The organism is Mesonia oceanica (assembly GCF_902499555.1).
Classification (GTDB): domain Bacteria; phylum Bacteroidota; class Bacteroidia; order Flavobacteriales; family Flavobacteriaceae; genus Mesonia; species Mesonia oceanica.
Genome location: NZ_CABVMM010000012.1, coordinates 155606 through 171112, shown reverse-complemented (window position 1 = coordinate 171112; position 15507 = coordinate 155606). Strand labels below are relative to the sequence as shown.

The following is a 15507-nucleotide window of genomic DNA, read 5'->3' as shown; positions in this document are numbered from 1 at the left end:
CACCGAAAATTCAGCAAGTGTAAGTTGGACCGAAAACGGAGAAGCCTCTTCTTGGGAAGTTATTTATGGAGAATCAGGTTTTGATCCAGCAACCGAAGGCGAAAGCGTCTTCGTAGCCAATAATCCCGAACTTAATTTAACGAATCTCTCGCCGAATACTGCCTATGATTTTTATGTAGAAGCCTTATGTTCAGAAGGGCAAACAGAGCTTTCAGAATCAGAGAATTTCACAACCTTAGAATTACCCTGTAATCCACCTTCTAATCTAAGTGTAACCAACATCACTGAAAATTCAGCAAGTGTAAGCTGGATGGAGAACGGTAATGCCACTTCTTGGGAAGTTATTTATGGAGAATCAGGTTTTGACCCAGCAACCGAAGGAGAAAGTATCCTTGTGGAAAATGATCCTCAGATCAATTTAACCAACCTTTCACCGAATACTACCTATGAATTTTACATAGAAGCCTTATGTTCAGAAGGGCAAACAGAGCTTTCAGAATCAGAGAATTTCACAACCTTAGAGTTACCTTGTAATCCTCCTTCCAACCTTAATGTGACCAATATCACTGAAAACTCAGCAAGTGTAAGCTGGATGGAGAACGGTAATGCCACTTCTTGGGAAGTTATTTATGGAGAATCAGGTTTTGATCCAGCAATCGAAGGAGAAAGTATTTTAGTAGCCAATAATCCCGAGCTTAATTTAACTGATCTCTCGCCGAATACTACCTATGAATTTTATATAGAAGCCTTGTGTTCAGATAATGAAACAGAACTATCAGAAGCAGTGAGTTTCACAACCTTAGAATTACCCTGTAATCCCCCTTCTAACCTTAATGTGACTAATATCACTGAAAATTCAGCAAATGTAAGCTGGACGGAGAATGGCAATGCCACTTCTTGGGAAGTTACTTATGGAGAATCAGGTTTTGATCCTGCAACCGAAGGAGAAAGTATTTTGGTAGCCGATAATCCCGAACTTAATTTAACTGATCTCTCGCCGAATACTACCTATGAATTTTATATAGAAGCCTTGTGTTCAGATAATGAAACAGAACTATCAGAAGCAGCAAGTTTCACAACCTTAGAATTTTCCTGTAATCCACCTTCCGATCTAAGTGTAACCAGTATCACTGAAAATTCAGCAAGTGTAAGCTGGATGGAGAACGGTAATGCCACTTCTTGGGAAGTTATTTATGGGGAATCAGGTTTTAATCCTTTAACCGAAGGAGAAAGTATTTTAGTAGCCAATAATCCCGAACTTAATTTAACGGATCTTTCACCTGATACCGCTTATGAATTTTATGTAAAAGCCTTGTGTTTAGATAATGAAACAGAGCTCTCTATTTCACAAAATTTTATTACAGAAGGTCTAAGTGTAAATGAATCTAATTTCAGTAGTTTCAATTATTATCCAAATCCAACAAGCTCTGTTATAAATCTGGAAGCAGGTCATAGAATAAGTCAAATTGAAATTTATTCGGTTACAGGAAAAAGGTTGATGTTCTTTCAACCCCATTCTTTAAGCAAAGAAATCAATTTAGAATCAATGGCCGCTGGTATTTATTTAATGAAAATTACGATAGAAAATCAAATCAAAACTTTCAAAATCATAAAAGAATAAATAATCTTTTAATTTAAATTATATAAACCTGAAATTATACATTTCGGGTTTTTTAGTTTATGTATTTTAGCAGAATGAAAGCGAAGTATTCTTTTATCATACCAGTTTATAACCGACCTGAAGAGGTAAGTGAACTGTTGCAGAGTTTTTATGAAATGAAAACTCAAATTTCTTATGAAATTGTAATTGTAGAGGATGGCTCCACCATCTCTTCTGATGAAATTGTGAAAGAATATAGTTCTGTCTTAAACATTCAATACCTAGAAAAAGAAAATACCGGTCCTGGCGATTCCAGAAATTATGGAATGAGGAAAGCCACCGGTGAATACTTTATTATTTTAGATAGTGATGTGGTGATGCCTAATCATTATCTTAATTCAGTAGAAGAGTTTTTAGAAGAAAACCCTGTCGATTGTTTTGGAGGGCCAGATGCCGCCAAAGAAAACTTTTCAGAAATACAGAAAGCCATTAATTTTGTGATGACCTCTTTCTTAACTACCGGCGGAATTAGAGGAAAAGAAAAATCAGTAAAAAATTACGAACCCCGTAGTTTTAATATGGGTATTTCTAGAGAAGCATTTCAAAAAACAGGAGGTTTCGGTACGATACATCCTGGAGAAGATCCCGATTTATCCATTAGAATTATAAAAGCAGGTTTTAAAATAGGATTTATAAAAGAAGCTTACGTTTATCACAAAAGAAGAATTAGCTGGAAAAAATTCTACATACAGGTAAATAAATTTGGAAAAGTAAGACCTATCCTTAATTCTTGGCATCCACAAACCGCTAGTTTGGTTTTTTGGTTTCCTAGTCTATTTTCCTTAGGGTTATTTGCTAGTATTGTTTTAGCGATTTTTCAAGTTATATGGCCCGTTTTAGTTTATAGTATATATTTATTTTTAATTTTCATTTTATCAACCATTGAAAATAAATCTATAAAAATAGGTTTATTCAGTCTAAGGGCAACATTAACACAGTTTTTTGGTTACGGTTTTGGCTTTTTTAAATCTACCTACTATATTAGACTACTAGGTAAAGACCCCAAACAGGTGTTTCCTGAATTATTTTTTTAATCTATGAAGAACTTTTTTAAAAGGCTTAGATCTACCGTATTCAAAAAGACCAATTTCAAGGCTTTTTTCTTCTTTTTGTTTTTTTCAGTTCTTATATGGGTGCTTGTTCAGTTCAGTAAAAACTACCGTCAAGTAATTAGTATAAATGTTGAATATATCGATATCCCTAAAGATAAAATTGTAAAAAAGAAGAATGATGCCTTTGAGGTAAGGATGAACGATAACGGATTTAATATTGCTTGGTTTAGCTTTTTAAAACCTACTGTAAAAGTGGTATTGGACGATTTGCCAATTCAAGGAAATGATTTAATTTATAATATCGAAAAAGATAAACTTGAATTGCAACAGCAATTAGATATAGATATTGATGAGTTAACATTTTTGCAAGACACATTAGCTATTCCTTTTGTGCAAAAAAAAGTAAAAAAAATACCTATAAAATCTAGAATAGAGGTCAATTTCGCTCCAGGTTATTCTTCTAATGAAGAATTGGTAATCAAACCCGATTCCATACAAGTAAGTGGAGCTTCCACAGAAATAGATTCTTTAAAATATATTTACACTGAAAAGTTAAAGCTCACCAATGTTAAAAATGATTTAAATGGAAAGGTTAGTTTAGACACCCTCGATCAGAAAAATATTACTTTCTATAGAAATCAGGTCAGTTACTCTTTAAAAGTCGAAAAATTTACAGAGGGTAGGGCAGAAGTTCCCATTGAAGTTATCAATGCACCTCCCAATATTAATCTAAGTATATTTCCCAGACAAGCAGTGGTTATTTATGTGGTAAGTTTAGAAAACTATAAGCAGCTCAATAAAAATGGTTTTAGGGTAATTTGTGATTATAGTGAAGTGTCAGGAAACCAAACCTTTTTAATTCCTGAACTTGTAGAAAAACCGAAAGAAGTCACTTCTTCCAGATTAAATATTAATAAAGTTCAATTTGTAATTAAAAAGTGATGATTGTTGGCTTAACCGGAGGTATTGGTAGCGGAAAAACAACTGTAGCCAAAATGTTTCAACAATTGGGCATAGCTATTTTTGTAGCCGATACCGAAGCTAAAAAGCTAATGGAAAATTCTGCTGAAATTCATCAAGAGCTCATCGGTCTTTTTGGAAAAGAAGTGATCGATGAAAATGGTTTGCCCAATCGAAAACTAATCGCTGGTAAAGTATTTAAAGACAAACAACTCTTAGAAAAATTAAACCAGATTATCCATCCACGGGTAGCAGACTATTTTCAAAAGTGGAAGAAAAAACAAAACACTCCCTATATTATTTACGAAGCAGCCATCATCTTTGAAAAAAAACTTCAAGATAGATTTGATTATACCATTATCGTCACCGCTCCCAAGGAAGTGAAGATTCAGCGGGTAGTTCAACGTGATCAAATTTCTAAAGAAGAAGTAGCGGATAGGATGAAAAATCAATGGTCTGATAACAAAAAGATTAAGCTTGCCGATTTTCAAATAGAAAATAAAGATTTAGAACTCACAAAAAAGAATGTTCTCCAACTTCATAAACATCTCTTAAGCCTTGTAAACGCTTGATTTGACTGTATGTTAACATTTGGTTAAACCGTTTAATCTGTAAATGTTAAAGCTTTACATTTGGCGGTATGAATAAAAAATTGTTTTTAATCCTCATACTACTGATGAGCCTATCATTAATAGGGATAATCTTTGTTCAAGGTTATTGGATTAAAAACTCCGTTGAAACCAATGAAGAACAGTTTTCTTTCAACGCAAAGCAAGTCCTCATTAATGTTTCAGAACAACTGGAAAGACAGGAGCTAGATAAGTATTACGTACAATATGCTACCTTGGCAGATTCTACTATGCCAACTACAGCAAGGTTAAGTGAGTTGTTTCAAATAAAACAAAGTGAGCTTACCAATGAAACCTTTTATTTTTCAAATAGTCTATTACAAGAGGATTATAAGCTTTCTTCTAATTTTTTAACAGAAGAGAAAGATTCGATAGATTTTAAAAAACTGATCTCTAGTAAGGTAACTCGTATTGTTAGAAACGATCAATTTGATAGTACAAAGAAATTAAGCGCAGAAGAACGTTTTGAGCGTATTTCTAGATTAGAAGAAAATGAAAAGCTTTTGTTGCTAGAGGCCATTAAAGAAAAAGCTGCAGAATTGCCTATCTATAAACGGGTAGATAGTTCAATTATAAAAGATTTAATTGAAGCTCAATTGATGGCACGCGATATCAATTCTGATTATGAATATGCCATTTATAGCGGTGGTTTAGCCACTAAAATAAAAAGTGAAAAATTTAAAAAAGATTCACCGGGGACATACGGAATTCCCATTTTTGAATCTAAAAAAACGAATTATGAGTTATATATTAATTTCATAGATAAGAAAAAAGAAGTACTAAGCTCAATCGCTTTAATGGCATTATTAAGTATAATTTTTACATTAATTATTATTATAGCTTATTCAAGTGCCTTATCACAACTTATAAAACAACGTCAAATATCTCAGATCAAAACAGATTTTATTAATAATATGACGCACGAGTTTAAAACGCCAATTGCCACTATCAATTTAGCTTTAGACTCAGTTAAAAACCCAAAAATTTCTGGAGATCCTGACAAGGTTAAAAGGTATATGGGAATGATCAGAGATGAAAATAGGCGGATGCATGCGCAGGTAGAAAATGTGCTTCGTATGTCTAAACTCGAAAAAAACGAATTAAATATTAAAAAAGAACGCTTAGACCTTCATGAATTAGTAGAAGAAGCGATAAATCATATTGAATTGATTGTAGATGACCGTCATGGTTATGTTCAAACTCATTTTGGAGCTTTACAATCTTCTGTGTTAGCTAGCGAATCGCATTTTACTAGCGTGATTGTAAATATTCTGGATAATGCTGTAAAATATTCTCCGGGAAAACCAAAAATTGATATCTATACCGAAAATGTAAAAAACTACATTATCCTTAAAATTAGAGATCAAGGAAAAGGAATGAGCAAATCAGTTCAGAAAAAAGTATTTGAAAAATTTTATAGAGAACATACCGGAGATATTCACGATGTGAAAGGTCACGGTCTTGGACTCGCTTATGTGAAACAAATTGTTATGGATCATCACGGGCAAGTGATGGTAGAAAGTGACAAAGGAAAAGGAAGTACCTTTATAATTAAATTACCACTAATTTCTTAATATATGGAAACTGAAAACAAGAAAATTTTATTAGTAGAAGACGATCCAAATTTCGGGATTGTATTAAAAGATTATTTAGCGATGAATGACTATGAAGTAACTCATGCTAAAAATGGAATGGAAGGCTTTGAAAAGTTTAAAAAAGATGATTACGATCTTTGTATTTTAGACGTAATGATGCCTTACAAAGATGGCTTTACCCTAGCCAAAGAAATCAGAGAGAAAAATGAAGATGTGCCTATTATTTTCTTAACCGCAAAAGCGATGAAAGAAGATGTATTAAAAGGTTATAAAGTAGGGGCAGATGATTACCTGAACAAACCTTTTGATAGTGAAGTACTTCTTATGAAAATTAAGGCTATTATGCAACGTAAAGCTACCGATAGCATTGCAGATAGCAAACAATTTGAATTCCAAATAGGTGGTTTTCACTTAAACTCTAAATTAAGGTTCTTAACTTTTAGAGAAGAGGAGCCTATCAAGCTTTCTCCAAAAGAGAATGAATTATTACGTTTATTGGCATTACACGAAAATGATTTGATGCCAAGAGAATTAGCATTGACCAAAATTTGGAGGGACGATAACTATTTTACCTCTAGAAGTATGGATGTTTATATTGCTAAACTGCGTAAGTACCTTAAAAAGGATGAAGACGTGGAGATTTTAAATATTCACGGAGAAGGATTTAGACTTGTAATAAGAAATCAAGAAGAAACTAAAGCTTAATTATTGGTAATTATAAGTTTCAGTTTCAATAACTTTCCCGAGGTAAAACTTTATCTCGGGGATGTTTTGAAATCGATGAAATCAATTACCTGCTCGATAGCAGTATTGTAATTAAACCACTCAATTTCTTTATCTTTTCTAAACCAGGTTAATTGTCGTTTGGCAAATCTTCTGGTATTCTTTTTAATTTCAGAGATTGCAAATTCAAGGCTCCAATTTCCATCAAAAAATTGGAATAATTCTTTGTATCCAACTGTGTTTAACGCATTAAATTCACGTTTCTCGTAAACACGTTTAGCCTCTTCCAATAAACCTTGCTCCATCATTACGTCTACTCGTTTTTCAATACGTTCGTAAATTAATTCCCGTGGAGCGGTTAACCCAATTTTAATGGAGTTGAAGTTTCTTTCTGCTGAATTATTATTTAAAAAACCAGAATAAGGCTTTCCGCTACCTATACAGATTTCCAACGCTCGAATAACTCGATGTGGATTTTCCAAGTCTACTTTTTTAGCATAAACTGGATCTAATTCTTTTAATTGCTGCTGAAGTGATTCAATTCCTTTTTCTTCCAATTGAAGATTTAATTGTTGCCGTATGGAGGCATCTATTTTCGGGAAGTAATCTAAACCTTCTAAAACGGCTTTTACATACAAACCACTACCACCAACCATCAGTATTTTATCATGTTGTTGAAATAATGCGTTTAACTTCTCTATCGCTTCCGTTTCAAAATCACCTACCGAATAATTATCTTCTACAGAGATATGCTGAATAAAATGATGCTTGGCAGCCGCCAGTTCTTCTTTAGAAGGAACCGCGGTTCCTATTTCCATTTCTTTGAAAAACTGTCTAGAATCGGCTGAAATTATTTCGGTTTGGTAATGTTGAGCTAAGGCAATACCAATGGAAGTTTTGCCAATAGCTGTTGGGCCAACTACAGAAATAAGGCTTTTATTTTTCACGATTTAAAGAGTATCCGCAATTGTGGCAATAATCGGCGCCATCTACATGCTTTGATTCATGGCAATGATAGCAAGATTGGGTATTGGTAGACAAACTTTTTGAAGTGTTTTTTTCACCTTTAGAATATTCTGCACTTACAATTCCAGTTGGTACAGCAATTACGCCATAACCTAAAATCATAATCACAGAAGCTAAAAATTGTCCTAGTGGAGTAATTGGGTGAATATCACCAAAGCCAACGGTAGTAAGCGTAACAATACACCAGTATAAACTTACAGGAATATTGGTAAAACCACTTTCTGCACCTTCTATCATATACATGGCAGTACCAAAAACAAGGCATAGGATAAGTACAGCAAATAAAAAAACCAATATTTTTGCCCGACTATCTTTTAAGGCCTGTATTAATTTATTGCTTTCTCCAATGTAGCGGCTAACTTTTAAAATCCTAAATACACGCAACAGGCGTAAAGCCCTTACGGTAATAAGCGCGCTGCCACTTCCAGGAAGAAAAAACGAAACATAGAGGGGAATGGTAGAGAAAAAATCAATTAAACCGTAAAAACTAAAAATATATTTCGTGGGTTTTTTTATGGAAATGATCCGTAAAATGTATTCAATAGTGAACAATATGGTGATGACCCATTCTGCAGCATACATATAGTCATAAATCCACGCATCAAGTCCTTTTACACTTTCGAGCATCACAAAAAGGATGCTTAGAAAAATGATCACCAATAAAACTACATCAAAAGCTTTTCCTGCAGGCGTATCGGCCTCGTAAATTACTTCGTGTAATTTTTCACGCCAAGAGTTATTTTTAGAAGTAGTTTTCAATAAAAGTTAGTTTTTCTATTTTCCTAATTGTCAAACTGAGCCCTTCAACTTTACTCAGAATAAACTTCAGTCGAAGTATTTTAATTAATACTAATTTTTTATAAAAATTGAATGAACAGTAGGATTGTTTCCTGCATGACAACTTCGAAAATATTATAAATTACCGATAAATAAAATTTTTAATTAAAACTCAATAATTTTAAAAGGCTTGTTCTTTCGTAAATAGCTCTGAATAATATGCTGGCTATCCCGATTGTTCTTCATGGGAGTGATGATATTTTTTATCATATCAATATTATTCATTTGATAATTTAAATTGAAATATCCCATTCCACAGAATTTTCCATCTTCAATAAGAATAACGCTTTTTTCATCGACATCACGACCGCGGTCTATCACTAACATGTTCTTGTTTTCATAAGAATATTTATCAATGACTTGTCTTGCACGTTGGTTGTAATCTTCTACAGATTCTTCCCCCACACAAGCACCATAGCATTCTTTAATACTGTAATTAAAGCAGCTTCCACTGGTTTTATGCAGTCCGGTATGTTTTTGGCAAAGCTCAAATTCTTCTACAATTCGCTCCATTGTGCTTTTCGCTTGGGCACTATTGGTAAAAGTGGTGATATTTTCTTTATCGGGAGAAGCTTTTCCTATTTTAAATTGAAGGTAACCCTTTTTGTCTTTCGATTGATATAGTGCGTAGCTAAAAATATCTTTTTTTAGCGCACGATTGTATTTAGGTTTATTCTTTTTAATTTCTTCATTTTCTTTCAGCAAAGCCAATAATTCATTTCCGGTATTTTCATAAGTGACGGTATAGACCTCCTTCTGGATTTTTTTAGATTTATGATTATCACTGGTGAAATGCTGATTAATTCGTTTTTTTATGTTTTTACTTTTCCCAATATAAATCACATCGCCTTCTTCGTTATGCATATAGTAAACTCCGGTAGAAGAGGGGAGCTCATCAATAATCCGAATCAGTTTCGTGTCGAGATGAATTTTAGGATTACTACGTACCGAATGGGTAATAATTTCTTTTTGCGAATCTTTTTGAAGCAGTAATTTAAAAAGTTTAACCGTCGCTAATGCATCACCACTTGCTCGGTGACGATCGGTGAGTGGAATCCCTAAATTCTTCACCAACTTGCCTAAACTGTACGAAGGCATATTGGGGATTAGCTTTTTAGAAAGTTCTACCGTGCAAATTGACTGTCGCTGAAATTCGTAACCCAAGCGTCGAAATTCCAAACGCATAATTCGGTAATCAAACTTGGCGTTGTGGGCAACAATGGTACAATCGGTTGTAATTTCTACGATGCGTTTGGCTACTTCATAAAACTTAGGTGCATTACGAAGCATCTCATTATTAATTCCTGTTAAGTTCACCACAAAAGGCTGAATGGGGCGTTCAGGATTTACCAGACTAGTAAATTGGTCGACCACCTTATGCCCATCAAATTTATAGATGGCAATTTCTGTGACTCCTTCTTCATTATACTTTCCGCCGGTGGTTTCTATATCTACAATTGCGTACAAAAAATCTCTCCTCTAATTATAATTTCTAGCTCCAAAAATAGAGCTGCCTATTCTTACCATATTGCTTCCATTTTTAATGGCGATTGGGTAATCGCCACTCATCCCCATTGATAAAATTTTAAAATCGGGATTGTTGGCAGCAACTTCATCGTATTTCTTTTTTAAGAAAGCAAATTCTTGACCAATTTGGCTTTCATCTTCGGTTAAAGTTGCCATTCCCATGAGCCCAACTACCTTTACATTTTCCATTTGTTGGTAGGCTTCAGAAGCTAAAATGTGATCCACTTCTATAGCGTCCATTCCGTATTTTGTGTCTTCTTCAGCAATTTTAACCTGTAATAAACATTCGATCACCCGATCGTGTTCTTTGGCACGTTTATTAATTTCTTTGAGCAATTTTAATTTATGTACGGCGTGAATCAAATGAACGTAAGACGCCATATATTTTACTTTATTGCTTTGTACATGGCCAATCATATGCCATTCAATATCTTTAGGAAGTGCCTCATACTTATCGGTCATTTCCTGAATTTTATTTTCACCAAAAACTCGTTGTCCGGCTTCGTAAGCTTCTAAAAGATCTTCGTTTGGTTTGGTTTTAGAAACTGCTACTAAGCATACTTCTTCAGGAAGTTCTTCTCGGTATTTGTTGATGTTTTCTTTTATGTTAGCCATTTAAATTAAATTCTTTTTCTGAATTATTGAAACTCATAAATCGTGACGCCACTTCGTAATTTAGGCTGAATATAGGTTGATTTCGGAGGCATGGTTAAACCTTCATCTGCAATTAATTTCATCTCTCCTACATTAACCGGCAACATTCCAAAACCAATTTTAAAAACGCCTTCATCTATTTTTCCTTTAACGTACGCCATTCCATTTTTTCCATGGGAATAATCGATGCGTTTGTCGTTGCGTAAATCTTGAATTCCTAAAATAGGATTTAAGATAGTATCATACAAAATTTTAGCATCGAGTTGAGAGGTAGCATCGTCAAAATTATATTCTGATTTTCTAAGTTGAAGCGAATAAAATTCCCCTTCTAAATACATACTGAACTGATGCTTTTTTTTAGGTCTAAAATATTCGAGTCCGCGGTTTTCAATTCTGAATTTAGCATCTAATTGAATGAGAAACTCTTCTTTTGAAAGTCCGTTAAGATCGGTTATCAAACGGTTAAATTCGTGGATACGCAAATCACTTTCCGGAATGATATAAGTCATAAAGAAGTTGTACGCCTCATTGCCCGAATGTTCTGGGTTTTGATTTTTCAATTCTTCCCTTAATAAAAATGAAGAAGCCGAACGATGATGACCATCGGCGATATACAAGCATTCCATCGTCGAAAATTCTTGCTTAATTTTCTCAATCTTTGCTTCATCTTCTAATAACCACAAATAATGGGTGTCACGATAAGTTGTGGTAAACTCAAACTCAGCTCGGGTTTGCGTAATTTCTGATATAATTTCAGCTAAAACCGAATTTTCAGGATGTGTGAGTAAGACTGGTTCTGCATTAAAACCTACTGTTTTTAAATAGTCTTTAAAGGTTTCTTCCCGAAACGAAATCGTGTCTTCGTGCCGTTTAATACAATTACTTTTATAATCTTCAACACTGGCTGCGGCAATGATCCCTGTAAACTGTTCACCTTCACGGTTGATAATTCGGTACACATAATAGTAAGGTTTCGGGTCTTGAATAAAAATATCGTCTTCCTTAAATTCTTGGTAACGGTTTCTTACCAATTGAAAACGTTCTGGTCCCGAAATCTCTTTATGGTATTTATAACCCGGATTGACGATGTGTAAAAACGAAAAAGGATTGTTATCTAAACGAGCTTCCCTTTCGGCCTGCGTATAACTTTGGTAGGAACGCGATGCGATTAAACTTACTTTATCGCGTGTGGGTCGTACAGCTCGAAAGGGAAGTATGTTGGGCATAAATTTAGTTAAGCTTTAAATTGAGCGGAAACATGTTCTGCTTTTCTACTTTCTGAATAGTCGTAAAAACCTTCACCGGATTTCACACCTAATTTTCCGGCTCTTACCATATTCACCAATAATGGACATGGTGCATATTTTGGATTTTTAAAGCCATCGTACATCACTTCTAAAATCGAATGGCAAACGTCCAAACCAATAAAATCTGCTAATTGTAAAGGTCCCATAGGATGTGCCATTCCTAATTTCATCACCGTGTCGATTTCTTGAACACCGGCAACGCCATTGTAAAGTGTTTCAATGGCTTCATTAATCATTGGCATAAGAATACGGTTTGCTACAAACCCAGGGTAATCATTTACTTCGGTAGGAACTTTATTCAGTTTGGTGGAAAGCTCCATAATTGTATTGGTCACTTCGTCGCTAGTGTTATAACCTCTAATAATCTCTACCAATTTCATAATAGGCACCGGATTCATAAAGTGCATCCCGATTACTTGTTTAGGTCGCTTGGTAACGGCGGCAATTTTAGTAATAGAAATAGAACTGGTGTTAGAAGCTAAAATCGCATCCTCTTTACAAGCTGCATCTAGCGTTCTAAAAATATCCAGTTTAATTTTTTCATTTTCCGTAGCAGCTTCTACTACTAAATCTACATTTTTTACACCCTCTTCAATAGAAGTAGAGGTAGTAATATTGGCTAAGGTTTGTTTTTTATCTTCTTCGGTAATTTTTTCTTTGGCAACCATTCTATCTAAATTTTTAGAAATAGTGGCCATTCCTCTTTCAATTCCTTTTTCAGAAATATCAATAAGTTGTACTTCGTAACCAAATTGGGCAAAAGTATGTGCTATACCATTTCCCATAGTTCCGGCTCCGATAACTGCTATATTTTTCATTATAAATTTATTTAAGATTGATTTTTATTTATCAAAACTATCAATAACCATTTTCGCTACCCGAAGTGCTTGCGTACCTTGTTCTAAAGTTACAATGGGCGTAGTATTGTTATTGATAGCGTCGGCAAAAGTTTCCAGTTCGTCTAAAATGGCGTTGTTTTCATCTACTTCAGGATTATCAAAATAGATTTGTTTTTTTACGCCTTCCGCATTTTGAAGAATCATCGCAAATTCATCAGGTTGTTCTGGAGCATCTTTCATTTTTACCACTTCACATTTTTTCTCTAGAAAATCTACTGAAATGTATGCATCCCGCTGAAAAAACCTTGATTTACGCATGTTTTTTAAGGAAATCCTACTTGCCGTAAGATTGGCTACGCAACCATTTTCAAATTCGATACGCGCATTGGCAATATCTGGAGTGTCGCTAATTACAGAAACTCCGCTGGCATTTACTTTTTTCACTTTTGATTTTACCACACTTAAAATCGCATCGATATCGTGAATCATTAAATCGAGTACTACAGGAACATCGGTTCCCCGTGGATTGAATTCTGCCAACCGGTGTGCTTCAATAAACATCGGGTGGTCTATCTTATGGTTGACGGCCTGAAATGCCGGGTTAAAACGCTCTACATGACCTACTTGGCCTTTTACGCCTTTGGCGTGTGCCATTTTGGTAAGTTGCTCGGCTTCTTCTACTGTGTTGGTAATAGGTTTTTCTACAAAGAAATGTTTTCCGGCTTCAATCGCCTTTACCGCCGTATTGTAATGAGAAAAGGTAGGAGTTACAATATCGATTACATCTACTTCTTGAAGTAAATCATCGAGGGAAGTAAAACTTTTATAGTTAAATTCTTTAGCAACTTCTTCAGCGTATTTTTCATTGGCATCATGAAAACCGATGAGTTCATATTTTTCAGATTGATTTAATAGACGAAGGTGAATTTTTCCTAAATGACCGGCGCCTAAAACTCCTACTTTCAGCATATTTATTAAATGTTTTACACAAAAATACTATTTCTTTTAAAGCTGTAGTAGTAATTTTATAGAAATAGGTCAATTGCCGTATTTCTTTACCTATCATTTCTTCAGAATTTTAGCATCTAAATAATTTATGATGAAAAAAATACTTCTGTTACTATTAATTTTTAGTTCTCTTTTTGGAAATGCTCAAATCGATTTTGCCAAGCAAATAAAAAAGAAAGATTTTGATGAAATTACGTTTAAAAGTATAACGAATACCAATGGTGATGTGATTCACGGTTTTTTTATGGATAATTTGGCGGTGGGGCCTTATATGTTGAAAAGAGCCGATGGTACATTAGAATATAAAAACTATAATAGAAAGCATCAAATAGATGGTTCTATGATCACGTTTAACCAATTAGATGCTACGGTAACACTTGAAAATTATAGAAAAGGAGTGCCTGAAGGAGGAGCTTTTCAATTAAAGAATGGCAATATTGTTTGGGCCAAAACTTTTAAAAACGGAACTTCTATTGAAGACAATTTAGGGATGTACCGAGAGAAAAAAGCCAACGCTGCTAATTGTATAGGTGATTGTTTAAATGGCTTCGGTATAAAGAAGAACACGAAAATTAATTCGATTACCATTGGCTTTTTTGCTTTCGAAAGTGTAAAATATCCGGCTTTAGCTACTTATAGCGACAACGGTCAGTATTTTGGGCAATTTATTCTGGGGATCCGAGAGCAGTTTGGTGTTTATGTTTTCCCTAGTGGCAGAAAATATATTGGTTTTTGGAAAAAAGGCGATCAGGAAGGTTATGGTTTTTATTTAGATAAAGAAGGACAGGTAGAAGAGAAAGGCTATTACAAAAATGGAAGTTTAGCGATGAGTATGTAAAACCCTACTTAAAATTAATTCATTCTGAATTGTTTACCGCGACTGTTAAAAACTACTCGTTTTTTTGAAATTGAATAGCCGAAATTCTTTGTTAAAATTAGCTATTTTTGTCTTAAATAATCAGCTTTTGAAAGATACATTTAGACATCAGGGAAAACGTAAACAACTAGTGGAAGTGGTAAAAGAAAAAGGCATTCAAGATGAAAAAGTCTTGGCGGCCATTGCTAAAATACCGCGACATTTGTTTATGGACAGCTCTTTTGAAGATCACGCCTATCAGGATAAAGCTTTTCCTATTGCCGCAGATCAAACCATTTCACAGCCGTTTACGGTGGCTTTTCAGTCTGAATTGCTAGAAGTAAAACCGGGAGAAAAAGTATTGGAAATTGGAACAGGAAGTGGTTACCAAACTGCTGTTTTGTGTGAGTTGGGCGCAAAGGTTTATTCTATTGAACGTCAACAAGAATTGTATCGTAAAACCAAACGTTTTTTGACTCAGATTGGCTACCGACCTAAATATTTAAATTTTGGTGATGGGTATAAAGGCTTACCCGATTATGCACCTTTTCATAAAATAATAGTGACCGCCGGCGCTCCCTTTGTGCCCAATCCTTTATTGGCGCAATTAAAAGTGGGAGGGAAGTTAGTTATTCCCGTTGGTGACGACCCCCAAATTATGACGCTTTTTATACGTAAATCTGCTAAAGAATTTGAGAAAAAGGAATTTGGAGAGTTTCGGTTTGTACCTATGCTAGAAGATAAAAATTAGCATTTACGTCCTGATTATTTAAGAATTTAATAAGAAAGTTAAAGAAGTTGTTCTTTACTTTTATTGAAAACTTAAAACCATTT

The 15507-nt window shown here is 34.3% G+C and carries 15 protein-coding genes; 8 read left to right on the top strand and 7 right to left on the bottom strand.

Annotated features, from left to right (window positions below):
* The 6 genes from FVB9532_RS15195 to FVB9532_RS15170 form a co-directional block, all read left to right on the top strand.
* Positions 1 to 1621 (top strand): fibronectin type III domain-containing protein (locus tag FVB9532_RS15195; protein WP_150546032.1); only part of this gene is annotated, 1621 nt, incomplete at its 5' end.
* A 74-nt stretch (positions 1622 to 1695) separates the two neighbouring features.
* A complete protein-coding gene (locus FVB9532_RS15190; RefSeq protein ID WP_150546031.1) occupies positions 1696 to 2694 on the top strand; it encodes a glycosyltransferase family 2 protein in 999 nt (332 codons plus the stop codon).
* Between the two features lie 3 nt (positions 2695 to 2697).
* On the top strand, positions 2698 to 3654 hold the full coding sequence (locus tag FVB9532_RS15185) for a CdaR family protein (protein WP_150546030.1): 957 nt from the start codon (positions 2698 to 2700) through the stop codon (positions 3652 to 3654).
* A complete protein-coding gene (gene coaE, locus FVB9532_RS15180; RefSeq protein ID WP_317132297.1) occupies positions 3654 to 4244 on the top strand; it encodes a dephospho-CoA kinase in 591 nt (196 codons plus the stop codon). The genes FVB9532_RS15185 and coaE overlap by 1 nt, the downstream gene beginning before the upstream one ends.
* Before the next feature lie 68 nt (positions 4245 to 4312).
* Positions 4313 to 5875, top strand: coding sequence for a sensor histidine kinase (locus FVB9532_RS15175; RefSeq protein WP_150546028.1), 1563 nt, complete (start codon positions 4313 to 4315; stop codon positions 5873 to 5875).
* A 3-nt stretch (positions 5876 to 5878) separates the two neighbouring features.
* A complete protein-coding gene (locus FVB9532_RS15170) occupies positions 5879 to 6601 on the top strand; it encodes a response regulator transcription factor (protein ID WP_150546027.1) in 723 nt (240 codons plus the stop codon).
* A gap of 50 nt (positions 6602 to 6651) precedes the next feature.
* Here FVB9532_RS15170 and miaA read toward each other — a convergent pair whose 3' ends face one another.
* The 7 genes from miaA to FVB9532_RS15135 all read right to left on the bottom strand — a co-directional run bounded on the left by miaA (position 6652) and on the right by FVB9532_RS15135 (position 13778).
* Positions 6652 to 7566, bottom strand: coding sequence for a tRNA (adenosine(37)-N6)-dimethylallyltransferase MiaA (gene miaA, locus FVB9532_RS15165; protein ID WP_150546026.1), 915 nt, complete (start codon positions 7564 to 7566; stop codon positions 6652 to 6654).
* Positions 7556 to 8404, bottom strand: a complete 849-nt coding sequence (locus tag FVB9532_RS15160; protein WP_150546025.1) for an ion transporter — start codon at positions 8402 to 8404, stop codon at positions 7556 to 7558. Before FVB9532_RS15160 ends, miaA begins: the two co-directional genes overlap by 11 nt.
* A 183-nt stretch (positions 8405 to 8587) precedes the next feature.
* Complete coding sequence (locus tag FVB9532_RS15155) at positions 8588 to 9949, bottom strand: exonuclease domain-containing protein (RefSeq protein ID WP_150546024.1); 1362 nt, start codon at positions 9947 to 9949, stop codon at positions 8588 to 8590.
* Positions 9950 to 9961: 12 nt separating this feature from the next.
* Positions 9962 to 10624 carry a YggS family pyridoxal phosphate-dependent enzyme gene (locus FVB9532_RS15150; RefSeq protein WP_150546023.1) on the bottom strand — a complete coding sequence of 221 codons (663 nt, stop codon included), beginning with the start codon at positions 10622 to 10624 and terminating at the stop codon, positions 9962 to 9964.
* Between the two features lie 23 nt (positions 10625 to 10647).
* Positions 10648 to 11889: a DUF1015 domain-containing protein gene (locus FVB9532_RS15145; protein WP_150546022.1), complete on the bottom strand. Its 1242-nt coding sequence runs from the start codon at positions 11887 to 11889 to the stop codon at positions 10648 to 10650.
* Between the two features lie 8 nt (positions 11890 to 11897).
* Positions 11898 to 12788 carry a 3-hydroxyacyl-CoA dehydrogenase family protein gene (locus tag FVB9532_RS15140; RefSeq protein WP_150546021.1) on the bottom strand — a complete coding sequence of 297 codons (891 nt, stop codon included), beginning with the start codon at positions 12786 to 12788 and terminating at the stop codon, positions 11898 to 11900.
* Positions 12789 to 12812: 24 nt separating this feature from the next.
* A complete protein-coding gene (locus tag FVB9532_RS15135) occupies positions 12813 to 13778 on the bottom strand; it encodes a Gfo/Idh/MocA family protein (protein WP_150546020.1) in 966 nt (321 codons plus the stop codon).
* A gap of 130 nt (positions 13779 to 13908) precedes the next feature.
* On the opposite strand from FVB9532_RS15135, the gene FVB9532_RS15130 reads away from it, so the two are divergent.
* Both FVB9532_RS15130 and FVB9532_RS15125 read left to right on the top strand, forming a co-directional pair.
* Entirely contained in the window at positions 13909 to 14655 is a 747-nt protein-coding gene (locus tag FVB9532_RS15130; protein WP_150546019.1) for an MORN repeat-containing protein, read from the top strand.
* Positions 14656 to 14782: 127 nt separating this feature from the next.
* Positions 14783 to 15424 carry a protein-L-isoaspartate(D-aspartate) O-methyltransferase gene (locus FVB9532_RS15125; RefSeq protein WP_150546018.1) on the top strand — a complete coding sequence of 214 codons (642 nt, stop codon included), beginning with the start codon at positions 14783 to 14785 and terminating at the stop codon, positions 15422 to 15424.
* Positions 15425 to 15507 lie beyond the last annotated feature (83 nt).

Excerpts from the sequence above, each read along its gene's own strand:
- FVB9532_RS15190 (WP_150546031.1), top strand. The coding sequence starts at position 1,696 with ATGAAAGCGAAGTATTCTTTTATCATACCAGTTTATAACCGACCTGAA.
- FVB9532_RS15185 (WP_150546030.1), top strand. The coding sequence starts at position 2,698 with ATGAAGAACTTTTTTAAAAGGCTTAGATCTACCGTATTCAAAAAGACC.
- coaE (WP_317132297.1), top strand. The coding sequence starts at position 3,654 with ATGATTGTTGGCTTAACCGGAGGTATTGGTAGCGGAAAAACAACTGTA.
- FVB9532_RS15175 (WP_150546028.1), top strand. The coding sequence starts at position 4,313 with ATGAATAAAAAATTGTTTTTAATCCTCATACTACTGATGAGCCTATCA.
- FVB9532_RS15170 (WP_150546027.1), top strand. The coding sequence starts at position 5,879 with ATGGAAACTGAAAACAAGAAAATTTTATTAGTAGAAGACGATCCAAAT.
- FVB9532_RS15150 (WP_150546023.1), bottom strand. The coding sequence starts at position 10,624 with ATGGCTAACATAAAAGAAAACATCAACAAATACCGAGAAGAACTTCCT.
- FVB9532_RS15145 (WP_150546022.1), bottom strand. The coding sequence starts at position 11,889 with ATGCCCAACATACTTCCCTTTCGAGCTGTACGACCCACACGCGATAAA.
- FVB9532_RS15140 (WP_150546021.1), bottom strand. The coding sequence starts at position 12,788 with ATGAAAAATATAGCAGTTATCGGAGCCGGAACTATGGGAAATGGTATA.
- FVB9532_RS15135 (WP_150546020.1), bottom strand. The coding sequence starts at position 13,778 with ATGCTGAAAGTAGGAGTTTTAGGCGCCGGTCATTTAGGAAAAATTCAC.
- FVB9532_RS15130 (WP_150546019.1), top strand. The coding sequence starts at position 13,909 with ATGAAAAAAATACTTCTGTTACTATTAATTTTTAGTTCTCTTTTTGGA.